At 44.4% G+C, this 20945-nt stretch carries 14 protein-coding genes; 6 read left to right on the plus strand and 8 right to left on the minus strand.

Annotated features, from left to right (window positions below):
• Positions 1 to 322: 322 nt before the first annotated feature.
• Positions 323 to 1960: a sensor histidine kinase gene (locus tag JMX96_RS00310; protein WP_201566532.1), complete on the minus strand. Its 1638-nt coding sequence runs from the start codon at positions 1958 to 1960 to the stop codon at positions 323 to 325.
• Positions 1961 to 1974: 14 nt separating this feature from the next.
• A complete protein-coding gene (locus tag JMX96_RS00315) occupies positions 1975 to 2661 on the minus strand; it encodes a response regulator transcription factor (protein ID WP_201566534.1) in 687 nt (228 codons plus the stop codon).
• Positions 2662 to 3026: 365 nt separating this feature from the next.
• Between JMX96_RS00315 and JMX96_RS00320 the strand changes: the two genes are divergently transcribed.
• Positions 3027 to 3554 (plus strand): Spy/CpxP family protein refolding chaperone, encoded by a 528-nt coding sequence (locus tag JMX96_RS00320; RefSeq protein ID WP_227676836.1) that lies wholly within the window; start codon positions 3027 to 3029, stop codon positions 3552 to 3554.
• A 149-nt stretch (positions 3555 to 3703) separates the two neighbouring features.
• Here the strand turns inward: JMX96_RS00320 and JMX96_RS00325 are convergent, their stop codons facing one another.
• Together JMX96_RS00325 and JMX96_RS00330 are read right to left on the minus strand one after the other, a co-directional pair.
• Positions 3704 to 5296 carry a hypothetical protein gene (locus JMX96_RS00325; protein WP_201566536.1) on the minus strand — a complete coding sequence of 531 codons (1593 nt, stop codon included), beginning with the start codon at positions 5294 to 5296 and terminating at the stop codon, positions 3704 to 3706.
• Between the two features lie 55 nt (positions 5297 to 5351).
• Complete coding sequence (locus JMX96_RS00330) at positions 5352 to 7454, minus strand: hypothetical protein (RefSeq protein ID WP_201566538.1); 2103 nt, start codon at positions 7452 to 7454, stop codon at positions 5352 to 5354.
• Positions 7455 to 7793: 339 nt separating this feature from the next.
• Between JMX96_RS00330 and ggt the strand changes: the two genes are divergently transcribed.
• The 5 genes from ggt to cysE all read left to right on the plus strand — a co-directional run bounded on the left by ggt (position 7794) and on the right by cysE (position 16199).
• Positions 7794 to 9752 carry a gamma-glutamyltransferase gene (gene ggt / locus JMX96_RS00335; protein ID WP_201566540.1) on the plus strand — a complete coding sequence of 653 codons (1959 nt, stop codon included), beginning with the start codon at positions 7794 to 7796 and terminating at the stop codon, positions 9750 to 9752.
• 295 nt (positions 9753 to 10047) lie between these two features.
• Positions 10048 to 13767 carry a DNA polymerase III subunit alpha gene (gene dnaE, locus JMX96_RS00340; protein ID WP_201566542.1) on the plus strand — a complete coding sequence of 1240 codons (3720 nt, stop codon included), beginning with the start codon at positions 10048 to 10050 and terminating at the stop codon, positions 13765 to 13767.
• Between the two features lie 72 nt (positions 13768 to 13839).
• A complete protein-coding gene (locus JMX96_RS00345) occupies positions 13840 to 14220 on the plus strand; it encodes an Hpt domain-containing protein (RefSeq protein WP_057759831.1) in 381 nt (126 codons plus the stop codon).
• On the plus strand, positions 14220 to 15101 hold the full coding sequence (locus JMX96_RS00350) for an RNA methyltransferase (protein WP_201566544.1): 882 nt from the start codon (positions 14220 to 14222) through the stop codon (positions 15099 to 15101). Before JMX96_RS00345 ends, JMX96_RS00350 begins: the two co-directional genes overlap by 1 nt.
• 189 nt (positions 15102 to 15290) lie before the next feature.
• The gene (gene cysE, locus JMX96_RS00355) at positions 15291 to 16199 is read left to right on the plus strand and encodes a serine O-acetyltransferase (RefSeq protein ID WP_201566546.1); all 909 of its coding nucleotides are present in this window, start codon (positions 15291 to 15293) and stop codon (positions 16197 to 16199) included.
• A gap of 170 nt (positions 16200 to 16369) precedes the next feature.
• Here the strand turns inward: cysE and JMX96_RS00360 are convergent, their stop codons facing one another.
• From JMX96_RS00360 to JMX96_RS00375, 4 genes are all read right to left on the minus strand, one after another.
• A complete protein-coding gene (locus JMX96_RS00360; protein ID WP_227676837.1) occupies positions 16370 to 16873 on the minus strand; it encodes a 2-amino-4-hydroxy-6-hydroxymethyldihydropteridine diphosphokinase in 504 nt (167 codons plus the stop codon).
• A gap of 19 nt (positions 16874 to 16892) precedes the next feature.
• Entirely contained in the window at positions 16893 to 17330 is a 438-nt protein-coding gene (gene folB / locus JMX96_RS00365; RefSeq protein WP_201566547.1) for a dihydroneopterin aldolase, read from the minus strand.
• 94 nt (positions 17331 to 17424) lie between these two features.
• Complete coding sequence (rarD, locus tag JMX96_RS00370; RefSeq protein WP_201566549.1) at positions 17425 to 18384, minus strand: EamA family transporter RarD; 960 nt, start codon at positions 18382 to 18384, stop codon at positions 17425 to 17427.
• 195 nt (positions 18385 to 18579) lie between these two features.
• The gene (locus tag JMX96_RS00375; protein ID WP_201566551.1) at positions 18580 to 20913 is read right to left on the minus strand and encodes a bifunctional prephenate dehydrogenase/3-phosphoshikimate 1-carboxyvinyltransferase; all 2334 of its coding nucleotides are present in this window, start codon (positions 20911 to 20913) and stop codon (positions 18580 to 18582) included.
• Positions 20914 to 20945 lie beyond the last annotated feature (32 nt).

The following is a 20945-nucleotide window of genomic DNA, read 5'->3' on the forward strand; positions in this document are numbered from 1 at the left end:
GACCTTGTTCAAATAATAGTTGTAATAGTCTTTAAGGAATAAGACGTTCTGTTTTGTATAATCTTTATCACTCTCTGTATATATTAGTATTACCGAATATATACAGAGTAACAATACCGTTCATCCGCATTTTAATACCGTTCGTCTATTATATTCATATAAACGAATATAATTACTTTTCGTTTCCACTTATTTATAATAAATTACGTCGGTTTTAAAAAGAGTCAGCTTCTATCTATTACTAAATATGCGCTCATACACATTACAAATACATGATAAGCGCATACTGGTTACATAAATTATTTCTGCATTATTTATCTTTTTATCTGCTAGGTAGCACTATTTGAACCACAAGCCCTTGAATACCCTCTTGTCGGTTATGAGCATTGATATATCCCTTATGCGCCATAACTACAGCATGAACAATGGCCAATCCAAGACCATAGCCGCCAGTATCACGGTGTCGAGCAGTATCGAGCCGCACAAAAGGATGGAAAATACGTTCTAAGTCTTTTTCTGCGACACCGCCACCTTCGTCTGTTATATTAATTTGAACAGCTGGTGCTTTATTGTCCATTGGTATTGCTTTGATTTCCGCAATCACTGTCGAACCCGCTGCTGTGTGCATAAAAGCATTACGAATGACATTTTCAAGCGCGCTATACAACTGCTCTGCATTACCTTGGACTGTCCAAAATCCTTCCAAACTATCTAGCGCTGAGGCTTCAGGCGGTTGCCATTGCCAATGTACGTCTTTATGTTGAAACTCAAAGCAGACATCCTCTCCGATATTACTAATGATGTCAGATATGTCGACTGCCTCACTTTCCAAATTATCGACGGTATATTGCTGCATTTGTAGGGATTGAATATGAATGATTTGCTCAATCAGCTCATTCATTCGTGTAGATTCTTTATCGATACGGTCCAGATAACGATTGGCATTGGGCGCAAAGTCTCGAGTCAGCTCAGTCGCTACATCTAGACGAGCAAGTGGCGAACGCAGCTCATGTGAGATATCGCTGAGCATTTGCTTGCGTGCCAACTCACTATCGACGAGTCTGGTCGAGAGGTGGGCAACGTCCTTGGCTAATAGCCCCAACTCATCATCGCCCATCTTGGATAGTTCTGGGTTGGCTTGATAATTACCATCAATCATACGGTGTACGGTATTTTGTACACGGCCAATTCGCTGGGTTAGCGTACGACTGAGCCATATGCAGACCAATACACTAAAGATAACGATCAATAGCAAACGGATTGGAAAATTACCGTGCTGTATCTCTACTACGTCTGAGAAACGCAAGTGCGGACGCAACTGTATGATGATTGACTGACCATCAGGTAATTCAACAGACATATCGGCCAGTTCAGGACGAGTATCGATATCAGCTACTGCGGCGCTACTTGCCGTTCTTGGCTTTAAGAATTTTTGCCAAAAAGACGGCTCATTTTTCGGTATCTCATTGTCGTGCTCACGCAGTCTATTGTCAGCATTACGACCTTCTACACCATACGCATTATTCTCTACTCTAGGCGGTCTAGGCGACACTGGTCGCACCGGTTGTATCGCACGATCCATTATTTGCCGACCACTTTGCAGTTGTCCTTGCGCGCGATCGTCCTTGTCACGATAACGCGGGAATATAATAGCGCCCTGCTCATCATAGACTCTGATTTGATTCATCAGCTGGCGATCTTTACGATACATCTGTCTGACAGACTCTACATCACCAGCCCGTAGTGATGCGACCATCTCTTCACGCTTTATCAATAGACTATCGATTTGCACGTCCATACGAGAGGTCAGCTCTTTTTCAGCTAGCCAGCGTTCTACCACGATGGATAGTACAGAAGTGATTAAAATCGTCAATAACAGGCTCAGAAACAGACGCCAAAACAAGGTAATGCGTATCTTAAACTTAGGTGCTTTTTTGAGATTCTGCTCAGCAGCTTTCATCGATATGTCCGTCATTACAGCACCAGTTGATAACCTTTTCCACGCACCGCTTTTATCGGTTCATCGTGGAAAGGTTGAAGTTTTTTGCGTAAGCGAGATACATGTACATCGAGGCTACGGTCAAATGGCTGTAACTCACGCTGCAAGACATTCTCTGACAGCCATGCTTTACTTACCACCTCCCCTTTTTGTTTGAGCAGAGCCACGAGCAGATCAAACTCTGTACCAGTGACTTGTAGCGTTACCCCATCTATCTGACAGGCACGTTGGTTTTGATCGAGATGCAAACGACTCTCTGGCAACGGAGTATGCTCTGATGCGGTCGTATTGGTACGTTTAATCACTGCATTGATACGCGCTAGCAGCTCTCGAGGGTTACAAGGTTTGGTGATATAGTCATCGGCACCAAGTTCTAGACCAATGATACGATCAATCTCTTCCCCTTTTGCTGTCAGCATAATGACTGGGATATCGATAATATTTGGTAATTGGCGCAGGACGCTCAGACCATCTAGTTTTGGCATCATAATATCGAGCACGAGTAAATCATAGACCGTCTCTTCGTGTGCCACTGCTTTGAGTCGTTGTATGACTGCCGCACCATCATGCACGCAGTCACAGCGAATGCCATGATTGTCCAAGTACTCTTGCAATAACTGAGTCAACTCTTCGTCGTCATCGCCTATCAGGATGTTTGGCATGCTTCTCTCCTTTAATTTTTAGTTATCTCTATTTACTCAATCTATAATAATCATGACGCAATAAGTCCACGTACAAATGTCACTGTAGTATGGCTAGCGAGATTGCCGCCGTGGCATTTTTATTGTCAGTAGACTGTAGTTAACCATATTATCAGGCAAGCACTTGCCAATTCACCAGAAACGTTACCTTTCTTAATACTTCATAAATGTTCGTAACCTTTAACTGTCGTAATATACTCCTATCAACAGCAAGTATTGCATTTCTAAGATGGCTGACCATAACGAGCGATAACGTTCAACAGATGCTACTTGTAAGATAAAAATTTAGTGCTTATGAAATCAAACTCAATGTAATCAAGGATATTATGATGAAAAAATTACTATTAGGCTCAGTATTGGCAGCGTCTAGCATATTTACCGTGACCGCTTGCACCAGTGTGAATGCCACCACTGATACAACGCCAACTGCGCAAATGCAAAAGAACCACAAAGATGGCATGAAAAAAGGTGAGATGAGAGGTCCAATGTCAAAACTGGACCTAACAGCGACACAGCAAGCGCAAATCAAAGCCATCATGCAAAACAAACGTGGCGATCGCACTGCTGACCGTGCAGAACATCAAGCAGAACGCGCGCAAATGGATCAGCAAATACAAGCACTGACCAATGCTAGCACTTTGAATACTGCTGCTTTGAACCGTCTGGCTGATCAACGAGCGGCAAAAGAAAAGCAACGCTTTATCGAACGTGTACAAACCCAACATGCCATCGCTCAAGTGTTGACTGCTGAGCAACGTGCAAAGATGGAACAGATGAAATCAGAGAGACAGGAAAAAGGTCGCAAGCATTCAAAAGACCGTAAAGGCCATGACAAACAGCATCAAGGTATGTAATAAGCTACTCCGGAAAAGTGTTATTGTACCCAGCTGTATACGTATAAAATGAAAAAGCGCGCCGTTGATAGGTGCGCTTTTTTTAATGTAAAATTATCCTGTTCAAAAACTAATAATGCTTTCTATCTACTAATTAATACTCCAATCAGTTACTCAACCGAACCAAAACGCTCTCTGACCATCGGCAACATGTTAAATACCATTTTACCTACTGCCGTGCCATTACCATCTTGGTAATATTGCAGCAGCTCTGGAGCATACTTTCGTAAATCAATGCTATTGCTAGTGTTCGGCATCTGCACATTGCTTGGTAGGTTAGGGAGCGCCAAGTCCTTATTGCTAATAGCAGAATACTGCTGCAACACATCTATCCTCATGCCTTTGTTGTTATTCGCTTCGCTAGTATTGTCCAACTGACGACGTAAGTGCTCCCACTTGAGTTGACCACGTTTATCAAACCCGTATAGTTCCTGTACTTCTGTATTGGCAACGGTCTCCCCTGTCGTTGCTTCCTCATTCATTTGGTCTTTTATCATAGCCAGTATTTTTTGTACTATAGACTTACTGGTAAATGCCTTTGGGTTTTGAATCGACTCAAACGCTGTCATCGGTTCGGGCTCTTGTACCAACTCTGGGTATTTTTCACTGATTCGATCGTAGAAAATCTGCATATATTTCTGTTGCGACGTTTGATAATCCCCAAAGCTTTGTACTCGGCGAATGATTTGATCGCTTGGTAGCATAGCCGATAACTGGTGCGCGGGCAGCTTTGGAGACAGTGAAGCAAGTGAGTTAGGGGCAACATAATTAAACTGGCTGACAGGCGCCGCATCATAAGTCGCATCTAATGCCGCAAAGTGGCTTTTTATCACTTCACCTCCAAATCCTTTAGGCAATGTACCATCATCAATGGCTATTTTTAACCACTTATTTTGCCATTTTGTACCGAGTTTATCGTCTAATAATTCTGAGTTTAGAATCGCAAAGTTATCTGCCCATAGGTAAATATCACCGTTTTTAAAATCCATATAAATAGGCTGGTTGATACTGCTGTGATGATTACGTGCTTGATATTGCGCGCTAGCGAGCATCGTAGCCTTGCCTGCCATCGGTTGATAGATCCCTTGAGAATCGATAGAGAGCGGCTTTAGTAAATACTCATCTAATAACTGTGCTTTCTTCCTATCTAACGGTCTTTGTTTATCCTCATAATTATCAAATAGCGCTTGATAATCTGGTGCTACTTTTACATCGCTATCGTATTGATGGTCATTCCATGCATGATAGGCATCTACGCACTCAAAATACGACTGCCTTATGCTGTCACGCTTAGTATCGTAATCCACCGCTAAGACATCTTTTTTTTGCTGTTCGGCTTGCAGGATTAGAGCGGCGTACGCTTGGTCATGCGCCTCTTCGCAGTGTTCATCTACATAGTCTGATGCCGCCATTTTCTCCGTACTAGTATTAACATCAGCATCTGTAAATTGTTGGTTATTGCCAATCTCAAGATTGCTATGATAGCTAAAGGACTGACGACGCTGTTTTTGCAGGGCTGTTTCTAGTGTTTTTTTGGCAACGCTAGGCGCTTGTTTTACAGCCGCCATGTTGGACTGTCCCAAACTGGTAGACTGGCAACCTGTTAACAATAGCGCTCCTGTCAAAAATGCGCTAGTGACTAGCAGATTGTTTTTAGTCTTACATGGCAGACGTTGTGCAATGGTGTGATGTACTGTTTTCATTTTTTATCCTTAATAGATATGAGCGTAAATGCAATGAGATGAGGTCATTTGACTTCTATTTTTCATTCATATCATCTTGAGCATCGTCAACTCGGCTCTCATCGACAGCGTCTGCGCCATTGTCATTATCGTTACCATATTCATTAGTGCCATATTCATTACTGCTATAAGCACCCTCGTTGCCGCTATCTTGATAGTCGTAGCGTGCATAGCGGGCCGTTTGTAATCTGTCTTTTTTCTCGCGCTGCGTAGCTATCCATGCATTGCCATCGATAGGAGGCATAGCGTCTGAACCAAAAGACTCTGTAAGCAATGGTGTCAAGGCATGACGGTTGAAGCTGGCTTTATCGTAACGTACTTGGTTTAGCATGGTTGTGGTCGACCCCATAAAATCACCACCGATATTGACACGTTGCTGCTTGGCCAGCAGTCGATCTGAGCTGTCTAAGTAATAGTAGTTGATTTGATTAAACGAGATAGGACCGATAGCTTCGATAAGCTGCAATAGCGAACCGACATCCGCGCTTTGATAGCCTTTATTGTATAACTGCACTTTAGCTAGTGCTGTCTTTAATGCAGCACCATCAGGATATTTATCTGGATTGGCATCTACGTATTCTTGCAGTGATTTGGTTACATATTTGAGCGTCTTGCCAATTATTTCACCGCTTTGCTGGCTACCAAAATAGACTTTTACGGCGCGAGTCGCACCGACTTCTTTGGCAAACGTATCTCCACTGATATCTACTGCGCTAAAATGCTCAGGCGCGAGCTCAGCCATGCTGTTCTGTATCGCGTTGAGCATTGCATCGTAGAGCACCGCTGGTGGCAACTGTGCCGTGACACTTTCAGGCAAACCAAAGCTCACCGTGTGCGAGGTCATCTGTGCTGGTAATGGCGTATTCTCAGGGTTAACAAGTGCAACGATCGGCACAATGGCCGATGGATCTACTACGACACTGCTATTATTAAAATCAAATGCTAACGGTATCTGTATCGATGAGCTAATCGTTGGTGTGGCGTAATCGTAACTATAGACACTTTGTAGTTGGCGCTGCTTGGGACGGTATTGACTGACGCTATTAAACGTTAAATGCTCATACTGATAAGCATTGGATGCAGCTATTTGCTCAGGAGTACGGTGGAACATATCAAGTATATTGCCAATCATGCCTGTAGATGACATTGGTAGGCTGCCACGATTTACCGTCTCTGTCTTAGCTTGCTGTTTTGCCATTTGCATGGCTTCATACTTTGCAGCCATTGTCTTTGGACTTAAACCCGACATCCCTGAGAGCATACCTTCAGTACTGCTGCTGTATTCATCATAATTATCATAGTCGTCACTACTGTAATTATCGCTACTATAGTCATCACTATCATAATCTGCTGTATCGTAAGCATACTCGTTATCGCTGTTGGTATCACTGCTCGTCGGCTCATTCTCCCCCGCTTCAGCCAATATAGCTGCAATAGCTCTTCTTTCTGCTTCAGCTTCTGCTCTAGACTTATCGTAATCACTAGGATAGTTGGACTCTATCGAATCTTTCGCATCATCATAATCGTTATAGTCATCATTGTATGGCTCATCATCACTTTCGCTATATGCACCTTCAGGCTGATACACATAGGTTTCTATGATCGTTCTGAGCAAGCTACTCGATCCTGCGTCGATACTATCTGGGTCAATGAATGGTGCTGATCGATAATTGGCTGTGGCGACTGCGACATGCTCGGTCGCCAAGTGTTGACGAATGGCTGCAAGCAAGTGTGATTTGGCTTGGTTTTCGGTATTTGGATACTTCTCTTGATCAAACAGCTGCTCATAACGCGCGGCCTGAGCATTTTGACTGGCAGTAAAGGCTTGACCCTGACGTTGGCTCTGCGCGGCGTTTGCGACACTAAAGTCCATCATGGTACTAGAGGCGCTGCTATTCGACGACAGATTGGAAGTTGAGCTGGCTGGAGTTGATTGGCAACCTGCGAGTACAAGTGAAGCACTACCAACTAGCAATGCGATAGAAGTCAATTTACCGGTTGGATATAGATGACCGCTATTTTTACCATTATATTTTTTATGATCAGTGTTCGATAAATAAGCAGGCGCAGTCTCAGAGTAGCGCTGTCGATTGCGGTTATTAATATGGTGTGATGACATAGTAATCTCTTTGTATGAATAGACAGTCGATAATGAGTGTACATTGGTACCGTTATTTATATCACAAGACGTTACAATTTAGTAATATTAGCGAATATTTTTAAAGAATTTCTTCATTTATAAATAATTTTCTCTGCATAACAGCTGTCTTATCATTAGCTTCATTTACTTGAAAATTAGCCCCGTTTATTTGAAATATAGCTGATACAGCTAAACGCTATAAAAGCGTACACCACAAAAGATAATAAACAACTTTCTACTATTTCATATTTTCGTTACTATTTAGGCTTATCTATTTCCTAGCTCTATTCTCTCCACTCGCGTAAAAAGGACTTTGCGATGTCACAGTTATTATCTCGCCACCATCGAACCGCTCAGCAGCGTAAACCGAAAATTAATACCTTACTCAAATCTAGCGTCGTGCTCATTACCAGTACGCTACTGCTATCTATATCCGCACAGGCTGTAGAGTCAACGACCTCAGTAAGTAATGCGACGGTCAACAACACATCAATCAATACCAGTGCCATAAACTTGGCCATCGTGGCTGATAGTCCAACGGTATTATCTGAAACCAAACGCATCACGCGAGCGAAGACCAATACACTTAACATCACATCGAACAATGCTAACAATACTAATAGTGACCAAGCCATCTATTCTGAAGACGCCATTCATCATCCAGTTTGGGCAAAAAACGGCATGGTCGCTACCCAAGAAGCGCTTGCCTCTGATATCGGTCTACAGATTCTAAAAGACGGCGGTAATGCGGTAGATGCTGGCGTTGCAGTGGGTTTTGCCCTAGCAGTGACCTTGCCGCGCGCAGGTAATATCGGTGGCGGTGGTTTTATGATGATTTATGATGCCAAACAAGGCAAAACGGTGGCGCTTGATTACCGTGAAAAAGCACCAAGTAGCGCCTCACGCGATATGTACCTTGATAAAGAAGGCAATGCTGTCAGCGACTTATCTCGCTATCATGGCTTGGCCGTTGGCGTGCCAGGGACAGTAGCAGGACTACTAAAAGCACTAGAAGAGCATGGTACGATGAGCCGCGAGCAAGTCATGGCACCAGCGATAGCACTGGCTGAAGACGGTATAGAAGTCACCGCTGGCTTGTCCGAGTCACTCACGGCGTTGAGCGATCGCTTGCAAAAATGGCCAAGTACCAAAAAAGTATTTTTTAAGCCTGATGGCAGCGCTTATCAACCGGGTGAACGTCTAAAACAGCCTGAGCTTGCGCGTTCGCTAAAGCGGATTTCGGTACAGGGCTTAGATGGATTTTATAAGGGTGAGACCGCTCAAAAACTGGTCAAAGCAGTCAATGAAGCAGGCGGCAGCATGAGCCTGCAGGATTTGGCCAATTATCAAGCCATTGCTCGCGAACCTGTCAAAGGCGACTACCGTGGCTATGAGATTGTTTCTATGCCGCCGCCCTCCTCTGGTGGTATTCACATCGTGCAGATTTTAAATATCTTAGAAGGCTATCCGCTCAAAGACTACGGACAAAACAGCGCACAGACTATTCACTTAATGGCGGAAGCAATGCAGTTAGCGTATGCAGATCGAGCTGAGTATCTGGGAGATGCTGACTTTATCGATGTACCTGCTAGCGGCTTAACCTCACAAGCCTATGCAGACAAACTGCGTACGTTGATTGATCCCAATAAAGCCACGCCAGCAGCGACTATCAAAGCGAACAATCCGCTACCTTATGAAAGCGATCAAACCACGCATTTCTCTATCGTTGATAAAGACGGTAATGCAATAGCCAATACTTATACGTTGAACTTCTCTTATGGTACTGGTCTCATTGCGGATGGTACAGGCATTCTGCTTAATAATGAAATGGATGATTTCTCTGCCAAACCGGGCGTACCAAATGGCTACGGTCTACTTGGTGGCGATGCCAATGCTGTGGAAGCCAATAAGCGTCCACTGTCCTCTATGAGTCCAACGCTCGTATTCAAAGACAGCAAACCTTATATCGTTACTGGAAGCCCAGGTGGTAGCCGTATCATCACGACTGTCACTCAAATTATCTCCAACGTCATCGACTATGATATGAATATCGCTGAGGCAACACATGCGCCGCGTATCCATGATCAATGGCTACCTGATGAGATTCGAGTGGAAAAAGCACTGAATATAGATACCGTGAAAAAGCTCGAATCAATGGGTCATACGGTCAGTCCAAAATCCGCGATGGGATCTACGCAATCGATCATGCTCACACCAAACGGTGTTTATGGATCGTCTGATCCACGTATTGTCGATGCAGCGGTGGTTGGCTATTAAACAAACTGACTTTAGTTATCAATTACATAGCCCTCTATACCTCGTTGTATTGGGGGCTTTTTGCTGTTGTCTATAACCGAGTTTTTACATCTTAATGACTTAACTTACGCAGATTAAACCCTTTGAACCTGTGGCTGTCTGCGGCAAATAATGCTATTATTGACGACCCCATTTAAAACGTATCAATATGGCTATCGAGGTCTTGTCGGCCTCTAGATATCAGCGTAATTGATTGATAGTAATCAATTATTTTATCGGTGGCTTATTTCTTTGATCGTACCAGTAAGAGTCTTCTATGGCATTTGTACACCTTGGCATTCACAGCGAATATTCCATCACCGATTCTATCGTGCGTATCAAACCGCTGGTAAAAGCTGCTGCGGCTGACAATCAGCGCGCGTTAGCATTGACCGATTTGTCCAATTTATATGCCACGGTGAAGTTTTATCGTGCCTGCTTAGGTGCGGGTATCAAGCCTATTATTGGCAGTGAAGTCATCATGGATAATGAAGACACACGCCTCACCCTACTCGCGATGAATAACGAAGGGTATCAAAACATTACCCGTATCGTATCGCTTGGGTTTACCGAAGGTCGTGCTGATCCTATCAATCATGGCACGCCAGTTATTAAGCGCAGTCATATCTTAGAGCATGCAGCAGGTGTGATTGTACTGCTCACAGAAAAGTCAGACGTGGGTCAAGCATTGGTCGGCTCGATGCCAGAAAAGGCTGATGAACTACTTACTGAGTGGCAGGCACAGTTTGACGATCGTTTGTACTTTGCGATCAAGCGTACCAATCGCTCAGGCGAAGATGCTTTTATTAGAGCAGCCATCCATTCAGGTGCCAAACACAACATCCCTATCATTGCGCATAATGACGTGCGTTTCTTAGAGCAGGATGATTTTGATGCTCATGAAGCCCGCGTGTGCATTGCAGGCTCTTATGTTCTTGCTGATCCAAACCGCCCGCAGACTTACTCGGATGAGCAGTATCTAAAAACACAAGCTCAGATGGAGCAATTATTTGCTGATATTCCGCAGGTCATTGACAATACCTTGCGCCTCGCTACACGCTGCAATGTCACCTTAACGCTTGGTATTAACGTCTTACCTGATTTTCCTGTGCCTGAAGGCGAGACGATTGAATCGTTTTTCCGTGCCGAGTCACAACGCGGTCTTGAGCAGCGCTTAGATAAGCTGTTTCCTGTCGAAGCACGTACGGATAATTGGAACGACTTCCGTCAGAGATACGATGAGCGCCTTGCATATGAGTTAGATATTATTCTATCCATGGGCTTCCCGGGTTACTTCCTAATCGTCATGGACTTTATCCGTTGGGCAAAAGCCAATGGCGTACCAGTAGGCCCTGGACGTGGTTCTGGTGCAGGTTCGTTGGTCGCCTATGCCCTAAACATTACCGACCTTGACCCGATTCATTACGATCTGCTATTCGAGCGCTTCTTGAACCCTGAGCGTGTATCGATGCCCGATTTCGATATCGACTTTTGTATTGAAGGTCGTGACCGCGTTATTGATTATGTCGCGCAAACCTATGGCCGTGATGCCGTATCGCAGATTATTACCTTTGGTACGATGGCCGCAAAAGCAGTTGTGCGAGATGTGGCACGCGTACAAAGCAAATCGTACTTTTTAGCTAATAAAATATCCAAGCTGATTCCAAAAACACCTGGTATTACCTTGAGCCAAGCGCTTGAGCAAGAGCCACAGCTCAAAGACTTGATCTCTAATCCTGATAATATGGATTATGAAGATGCCATTGAGATTTGGGAGATGGCGATTAAGCTTGAAGGCGTCTGCCGAAATGTCGGTAAACATGCCGGTGGTGTATTGATTGCTCCGCACAAGATCACTGACTTTAGTGCCATTTACTGTGATGATGAAGGTCACCGCGTCAGCCAGTTCGATAAAGACGATGTAGAAGCTGTCGGTTTGGTAAAGTTTGACTTTTTGGGTTTACGTAACCTAACCGTTATCAACGCTGCAGTTGAAAACATCAACTTGCGCCGTGCAAAAGAAAACGTACCTGCCTTAGTTTTAGAAGATTTGCCGCTAGATGACAGCAAAGCCTATAAGCTGCTGCAAGATGCCAAAACCACGGCGGTCTTTCAGCTAGAAAGTATGGGTATGAAAAAATATCTAGCTAAACTGCAACCGACCAATATCGAAGATGTCATTGCTATGTGTGCGCTGTATCGTCCCGGCCCACTCGATGCAGGTATGGTAGAGATGTATATCGACCGTAAGCATGGTCGCGAGGAAGTCATTTATGACCATCCCAATCTTGAGCCGATTTTAGAAAACACCAATGGCGTTATTGTATATCAAGAACAGGTGATGCAAATCTCACAGGTGATGGCAGGCTATAGTTTGGGCGGTGCTGATATGCTACGCCGTGCGATGGGTAAAAAGAAACCTGAAGAGATGGCCAAGCAGCGCGATATTTTTGTCACTGGTGCCACCTCACAAGGCATTGATGAAGTCACGTCAGGCGGTGTATTTGACTTGATGGAAAAGTTCGCAGGTTACGGTTTTAACCGCTCGCATTCTGCGGCTTATGGCGTATTGGCTTATCAAACGGCCTACCTAAAACAATACTACCCTGCTGAATTTATGGCAGCGGTCTTAACTTCAGATATGAACAACACCGACAACGTCGTGTTCTTTATCAATGACTGCCGTGAAAACTTTGGGTTAACCGTAGTCAATCCTTCGGTCAATCGTAGTGAATGGCATTTCGTTGCCGATACTCCGACCAATATCATCTATGGTCTTGGCGCAATCAAAGGCGTGGGTGAAGGCGCGGTAGAGTCTATCGTAGATGCACGCCGCACGGATGGTCCTTTTAAAGACTTGTATGACTTCTGTCGCCGTGTCGATATCAAAAAAGTCAATAAGCGCACGCTTGAAGCATTGGTCAGTGCTGGCTGTTTTGATGACTTTGCCGCCACGCTACGACCTGACTTGCCAGCCGACGAAGCTTACGAGATTCGCGGCGCCTTGATGAGTCAATTGCCAAGCGCCGTACAAGCCGCTGAGCAAGACCGTCAAAACCGCGAAATCGGTATGATGGATTTGTTTGGTGAAATGGACGGTGTGGTCGCAGCGCCGCCGTTAGTCATGACGCCAGAACTCATCTGGGGTGACAAGCACCGTCTAAAAGCGGAAAAAAACACCTTGGGACTGTACTTAACGGGACATCCAATCAATGAGTATTTGGATGAGTTAAAACGCTATACCTCTGGTGCGCGTCTCGATAAGTTAACCGATACAGGCTATAACGGCAGCTGCTATTTCTCGGGGCTTATTATAGATATTGCCAACTTTGGTAATCGTAACGTGATTACTTTAGATGATGGTACATCGAGACTCGAGGTCAGCTGCTACGCTGAGCGTTTTAATCGTGTCAAAGAACAGTTGAAAATCGATGAAGTCGTCATCATCAAAGGCAGCATCCGTGAGCGTGATGGACGTTTGTTTGCACGTCTTGATAGTGCCATGAGTATGGTAGATGCCCGACTACGTTGGCTCAAAAAAATCAGTATCAAAGTTCACGGTAGTGATATTAATTTGCTCACACGTCTACAGCCACTACTTAAATCAGCCCAAGCTGACATTATTCCCGAGCCGCGTCTGGCTTATAACCAAGAGCAAGACGAGCTAGGTAGTAGCAGTAATAGTACCTACGACCCTACAATGGGTGGCAGTTTGTATGATGAAAACGGTAATGATTTATTGGCATTAGAGAGCGACATGAACCATGATGCGGCCAATCAAAACGGTATGTCAGCCAGTTATGCCAATAATGCGCTAAGTAATACTGACGCTTCTATCAATGATAATTGTCTACCACTTGGACTAAGCATTTATGAGGTCTATGGCATCGCAAATGTTGGACTGTCTGAGCACTGGCGCGTTTACCCAAATGACGACAACCTGCAGACATTAAAGACTTTGGTCAGTGAAGAGAACTTACATTTCCATTACAGCTAAGACGTACATTACGTTTTAAAAATTCATTATAGTAATCTTATTGCTTTAACTTTTATAAATTGGACAACCACCATGGATGACACTACAAATAATAATATGCTCGGACAAACTGATGAAGAAATTATCAATCATGAACAGTTCGAGGACATGCGTGACCTGCTCGAAGAAGACTTTGTTGATTTGATACAAGTATATTTTGCTGATAGTAAGCAAAGAGTTGCAGCGCTGCGAATTGCCCACCAAAAAGACGATAACGCCAATGGCTTCGAAACTGCCCATGCTTTAAAAGGTGCTAGCGCCAACTTAGGTACGACTCAATTAGTGCGTCTTAGCAGCCAGCTACAAGAATACTGCCGTGAGCGCCGGATTAATGAGCAAGCCGTCCTGATCGAAGAGATTGCCATTGCATTACACCGTGCTGAACAAGAAATCAATCAGAGACTGGGACAATAATGAGTAACGACGCTTCATTAGCCGTATCATCACATACAGTGAACGACTACCTTAACTGCCTACAAGTAGTCATGGTCAATACAACTTTGCCTGCCAATATTGGTTCGGCTGCTCGTGCGATGCACACCATGGGCTTGTCTCGTTTAACGGTGGTCGATCCCAAGTTACCGATTGACGAAACCAGTGTATCTCATGCAGCGGGTGGCAGTGAACTATTATCGTCAGCTTTGATTGCACCTACTTTAGAGTCTGCTATCTCTGGCTGTCAGTTGGTATTTGCTGCTAGCAGTCGTAGCCGTCACTTACCTCGCCCTGTCGTGACACCTACGCAAGCCGCTAAGATTATGTTTGACTTTATCGATGCACAGGCAGCTTTAAGTGCAGACGATAGTAATGCTGATACCTCATCTGCTACTACTTCTAACGAACCAAATATTGCTATACTGTTTGGACGTGAAGACCGTGGATTGACCAATGAAGAATTGGCTTATGCCGATTATCACATTCAAATCGATGCCAATCCTGCTTACCCTGTATTAAATGTCGCATCAGCCGTGCAAGTCATCGCCAGCTTTATTTTTGCTTACGCTCAAACGCATACTCAGACAGCTGATAGTTTAGATTCGGATGCAAGCACAGACGACCAATCGACAATCAATGTGAATTTGCGTCAGCAATGGGATGAGCCTGCTATTAATCAGCAGCAGCTGCAACAGCTCACTCAGCGCACCACTGACCTTATGGTGCAGCGTGGACTAGCAAATAGCGAACATTTAAAGTCATTGCCATCACGCTTGTCTAGACTTGGGTCACGCCTACAGCTTGATCAAAAAGAGTATCAGCTATTAAGCGCTTTGATTGCAAAACTATCGAAAGACTAAAACAAGCCGTAGTTTATAAGCTTGCCTTTATTTGACAGCTTTTTACTATATTTTGCGGTATAAAGCTGTTATAACTTGCAGAAGCTTAGCGAAAATATATATTCCTGATTATCCGAATTTTACGACCACAGATTAGAGGCATCGCTGTTTTCGCAACGACACTCTACCGACGAATAGATAGGACGCTTTATGTCATTGCCATCCAAATTGTTCAAATCACTTGTTACCATCAAGAATGATTTGAAAGAAGATATTGATGCAGTATTCACCCGAGATCCTGCGGCGCGTAATAGTCTGGAAGTGATTCTAACTTACCCGGGCATACATGCGCTTGTTTTGCATCGCGGTGCACACTGTCTTTGGAACAATGAACAGAAACTAGCGGCTCGAGTGATCTCTTACGGCTCGCGCATCATGACAGGTATCGAGATTCACCCTGCTGCCAAGATTGGTAGACGCTTTTTTATCGATCATGGTGTCGGCGTCGTCATTGGTGAGACGGCTGAGATTGGCAATGACGTGACGCTATACCATGGTGTCACTCTAGGCGGTGTGTCTTGGAATAATGGCAAACGTCACCCAACGCTAGAAGACGGTGTAACCGTTGGTGCTGGTGCAAAAGTTTTGGGACCATTTACGGTCGGTAAAAATGCCAAAATTGGCTCAAATGCAGTGGTAGTCAAACCAGTACCAGCAGGCGCTACGATGGTCGGCAGTGCCGCGCGTATGATCTCAGATCATCACGATGAAAAAGGCAATCCAATCGCGACAAAAGTACAAGATGCCAAGCAACAAGAAAAAGTTGCTCAAGCTGGTGAGAGCAACGATCAAACTAACGACACTACCCCTACTGCCAAACGCACCAATACCTTCCGTGCTTATGGTATCGACCCTTATTCACAAGACCCTGTCGCAGAAGCATTTGCTAAAATGCTTGAGCACATTCAACAATCAGAAAATCGCCTCGATCAACTACAGTCAGCGATGTGCGATATTGATCCTAATTTTTGTAAAAAAGAATACGATAAGTTATGTCTAGAAGATTTAGATGTGATTGGTCGTGCTGATATCAATGACGTAGATAACGAGCAGAAGTAACTACTAGAACTTCAGTAAAAGAAATAAAACTAAGGGGCGTACAATATATTGTACGCCCCTTAGTTTTATCTACTGCAAAAATATCAGATGTTGTTAGTGTCAGTTAAAATAAGTCATCTTACTAACTGTCTATTTACTATCAATTTTTCCCCAAAATACTATTTGAAAGCTTAATTGATAGATGCGGCCAATTCCCTGACTCCCGCTTCCTCATGCGCTTTAAATGGATAACGATTTGCCATTACTATCCAATTAGGCATAAGTTTAGATGTCGATTTTTTGCTTAGGCTATTTTCTATATTAGCCAATTTAATCATCAAAATATCAATATCCATCGTCACCTGCCGTACTTGATTCGGCTCAGTCTGTCGACATCTATTACAGTCCCCTTCAAGCGCTCTAAAGGTTTGCTGTAGTTGTTGTAGGCTCACAGGTGTGGTCAGTGCTAGATGGACACATTGATTGGTATAGTCAGGCTTTGGCTGTTCCAAGGTTGCAGTAAAATCAGGATTTTGAAAAGCCGTAGATAATCGCACCTCACCTAGCGCTGCCAAGCGCTGCCGAGCAAGCGGGAGATACTTGTCGGCTTGATAGTTACTACCCAATGCTAACACTACCTCTACCACAGGCTGTGCTTGCACAGTCTCAGGTGCGCATCGTTTTAACGTTGCCAAATTCAAATCCACTGACGTTTTATGCATCATCAGCTTGGCTGATGTTAACTTCTTTGGCAGCTTCTTTAGTAGCTGGCTCGTTGGTTGATGCTGGCGCATAGCGCGTTATTTGCACCCCTACCGTATCCGCTTGAGCAATAGCGGTAGGCTTAGCAATGCTCAACGTTATTTTTTGACAGTTATATTTTGCAAATATCTTATCAGAGATCTGACCAGCCAAATGCTCAAGCAGCTTTGCTTGAATCTCTTTGCACCACTCACTCACATCATCGCAGACTTCTTTATAACTCAGGGCATTGCTGACATCATCTGACACAGCAGCACGGCTAATGTCAGTCTCAAGCGCGATATCAATGAGTAATGGCTGAGTGATAGCACGCTCCCAATCAAACACACCGATTACTGCATCGACTTTTAGACCTTTTATAAATACCACGTCAGACTGAGTATGGAACATGCTTTCATCCTTGTTTGCTAATTTTTTTCGTGTTTTTAATATTTACTTAACTGATTTTAGCGCTTCTTCACGTAGGCGCGCCGCTTTTAACACTTTACTTGGACGTTAGCGCTTCTTCACGTAGGCGCGCCGCTTTTAACACTTTACTTGGACGATGGCGCCACAGGTCAATGCTGAATAATAGCAGACCTAACCAAATCAAACCAAATACTGCCAAACGTTGTAAATCGAACGGTTCTTTATAATAGAACACTGCCAAAAAGAAAATAAAGGTCGGCGTCAGATAGTTCATAAAGCTCAGAATACTGTATGCAACGAGCTTTGTAGATTTATTGAATAATAAAAGCGGTATTAGCGTAATCGGACCTGCGATCATAAGCAGCCAAATATTTGAGCTAAACCAAAAGCTCAGTTGATGACTTGCCACATCAGACTGCCAAAACCACCAAAGACATAACGGTACTAGCATGGCGGTCTCGACAAACATGGCATCAACAGCAGTCAATGGCGTTTGTCGTTGAATAGTCCCGTAAGTACTAAAACTAAATGCCAAAATCAACGATATCCACGGCAGACTGCCAAGCATCACCACTTGAATGACGACAGACAATAATGCAAAGCCAATGGCTACCCATTGCAAAGGACGCAAACGCTCTTTGAATAAGATCATGGATAGCGCAACGCCGACCAATGGCCCGATAAAGTAACCCAAACTGGCCTCAAGAATACGGTCTTGATTGACCGCCCATACATAGGTCAGCCAGTTGGTCGCAATAATTAAACCAGACAAAAAGGTGAATACAATCCATCTTGGATTTCGCTTTAAGGTGTCAATCCACTGCCAGCGCTTGGTCACTACCAGCAGCACAAGCAAACATAAAAATGTCCAAATAATGCGATGGCCAATAATTTCAGTGGCATCGTATTCAGATAACTGCTTGAAATACAATGGAAACCCGCCCCATATAAAAAAGGCAATGAGCGCAGTAATAATGCCGCGTCTGGTTGTGGTTATCGGGGCAACGGGTTTTTTGATGACATTTTGGGTAGTCATAATATAGGACAACTTTTTAGAGCAAAGCGCACTCTCACCTAATTCTAATTATTATTGTCAATTGAATCGTGAAAGCGCAGGGTTACTACAGTGAGATTATAAGGTAAAAAGCAATGTACTCATGCCAATAGTGACATGAGTACATTGCTAACGATGTTAGATTAAATCTTTAAGAGTTAATAGTAGCTTAGCGACTTATTCAGCACCAGTATCCACTTGGATAGACATACCGATTTGGTTGGCAAGTTCAGCAAATCCTGGGAAGCTAGTATTAACCGTTTCAACCCCTTCAATGGTAATTTTCTTGGATGCACGCAGACTGGCTACAGAGAAGCTCATCGCAATACGGTGATCATGATGCGAGACAATATGACCGCCACCAAAGACAGGTTGGTCATTATTGACTTCACCGCTTTCAGTAGCGGCGCCTTTGCCTTCGATAATCAGACCATCATCAGTCACAGTACAATCAATACCAAGTGTATGTAACCCTTCTGCCATCACAGCGATACGATCTGACTCTTTGACACGCAGCTCTTTGGCACCAGTCAATACCGTACGACCTTGTGCACAGCTAGCCGCGATAAATAGCACAGGGAACTCATCAATCGCCAGTGGTACAAGATGCTCTGGTATTTCAATACCGACTAGGTTTGAGCTACGAATCGTAATATCAGCAACTGGCTCGCCGCCCACATGCGTCTCATTGCTTAGGCTAATATCTGCATTCATTAATTTTAGAATATCAATGACGCCAGTACGTGTAGGGTTGATACCTACTTGCGTCAAGGTCAGCTCGCTGTCTTGACTGATGGCCGCTGCCACCATAAAAAACGCTGCAGATGAGATATCAGCAGGAACAGCGATATCGCCGCCTGTTAGTGTGCCGCCGCCAGTGACACTGATGCGATTGCCTTCTACAGTTACCGGATAACCAAAGGCCGATAGCATACGCTCAGTATGGTCACGGCTGATCTCAGGCTGTGTGACTGTTGTCGTACCCTCTGCCCATAGACCTGCTAGTAGCAAGCAAGACTTTACCTGAGCTGAAGCAACTGGCATGTCATACTCAGTGCCTTGTAATGGCTTACCCACTGTGTCACGACCAGTGATACTCAGCGGCGCAGTCCCACTATGACCAGTGCTCTGAATCACGGCACCCATAGACCGTAGCGGTGCCGCTACGCGCTCCATCGGGCGTTTATTCAAGCTAGTATCACCTGTCAACACGCTATCAAATGATTGCGCTGCCAAGATACCAGACAGCAGACGCATACTGGTGCCAGAGTTACCCATATATAAAGGGGTTTTGCTAGGTTTTAAACCATGCATACCGACACCATGAATAGTTAAGTTACCATTATCAGGGCCTTCAATAGTCACACCCATATCACGGAATGCTTGCAGCGTCGCTAACGCATCTTCCCCTTCCAAAAACCCAGTCACATTTGTCACGCCTGTGGCAAGACTGCCCAGCATAATGCTGCGATGCGAGATAGATTTGTCACCAGGAATGGCGATAGTGCCAGAAACAGTATTGCTAGGGGTAATATTATAAGAAGCTGACATAGCAGAAGTATCCGTATAAGGGGTGCTGGCTAACATATGGCCGAAATGTCGCCGTGCGGCTTGCGCGCGGCCCAAAAGTCCCATCAGGGCGGTTGAATCTTGATCAATGATAAGCTGGCGCATCGTCTGTAAATAGACACCATACTCATCAAGTGCGCTGACAATCGCGCTTTGGTTGGCAAAAAATATATCATGCCACATTTTAGGGTCACTGGCGGCGATACGCGTAAAATCGCGGAATCCACCAGCGGCATAACGAAACATATCTAAATTGTCATCATGGCTTGCCAATTGCTCAACCAAATTAAAGGCAAGTAAATGTGGCAAATGGCTGGTGTGCGCTAATATGCGGTCATGGTGCTCAGCATCCATTGACATGACATTTGCGCCTACTGATTCCCACAATAGTCGCAACTTTGCAATAGCGGTTGGACTGGTTGTCGGTAGCTCGCAAATAATGACGCTATGATTGACAAATAAACTGGCGCGGCGCGCATGATACCCTGAATTTTCAGCCCCAGCAATTGGATGCGCTGGCACTAGACCTATTGGGAGCGAACCGAACACTGCTTTAGCGGCATCAATGATATTGACTTTGGTACTACAGACATCTGTCATGATGCAATCATTGGCAAGCTGTCCGTTATCCATTGCTTGTTTGATATCAACAAACACTGCTTGAACAGCCTGTACTGGCACTGCAATAATGATTAAATCACTGCCAGCAATGACGTCCTGTAAGTTTGCACTACCTGCATCTAGCAGACCATGCTCAATAGCTTCTGTAATACTTGGCGCATGTCTATCGACTGCTACTAAACGCTCGCTCAAGCCATTGTCTTTAATAGCTTGCGCAAAACTGGCACCAATCAGCCCAAGTCCAATCACACAAACTTGTTTAAATATAGGTGGCGTAGTATTTAGAGACGATTGAAGTTTATTATTTTTCTGACTACTCACGGCTTTTCTCGTTGGACACACTAAGACATAGA

Source organism: Psychrobacter sp. JCM 18900, assembly GCF_904846625.1.
Lineage (GTDB): Bacteria > Pseudomonadota > Gammaproteobacteria > Pseudomonadales > Moraxellaceae > Psychrobacter.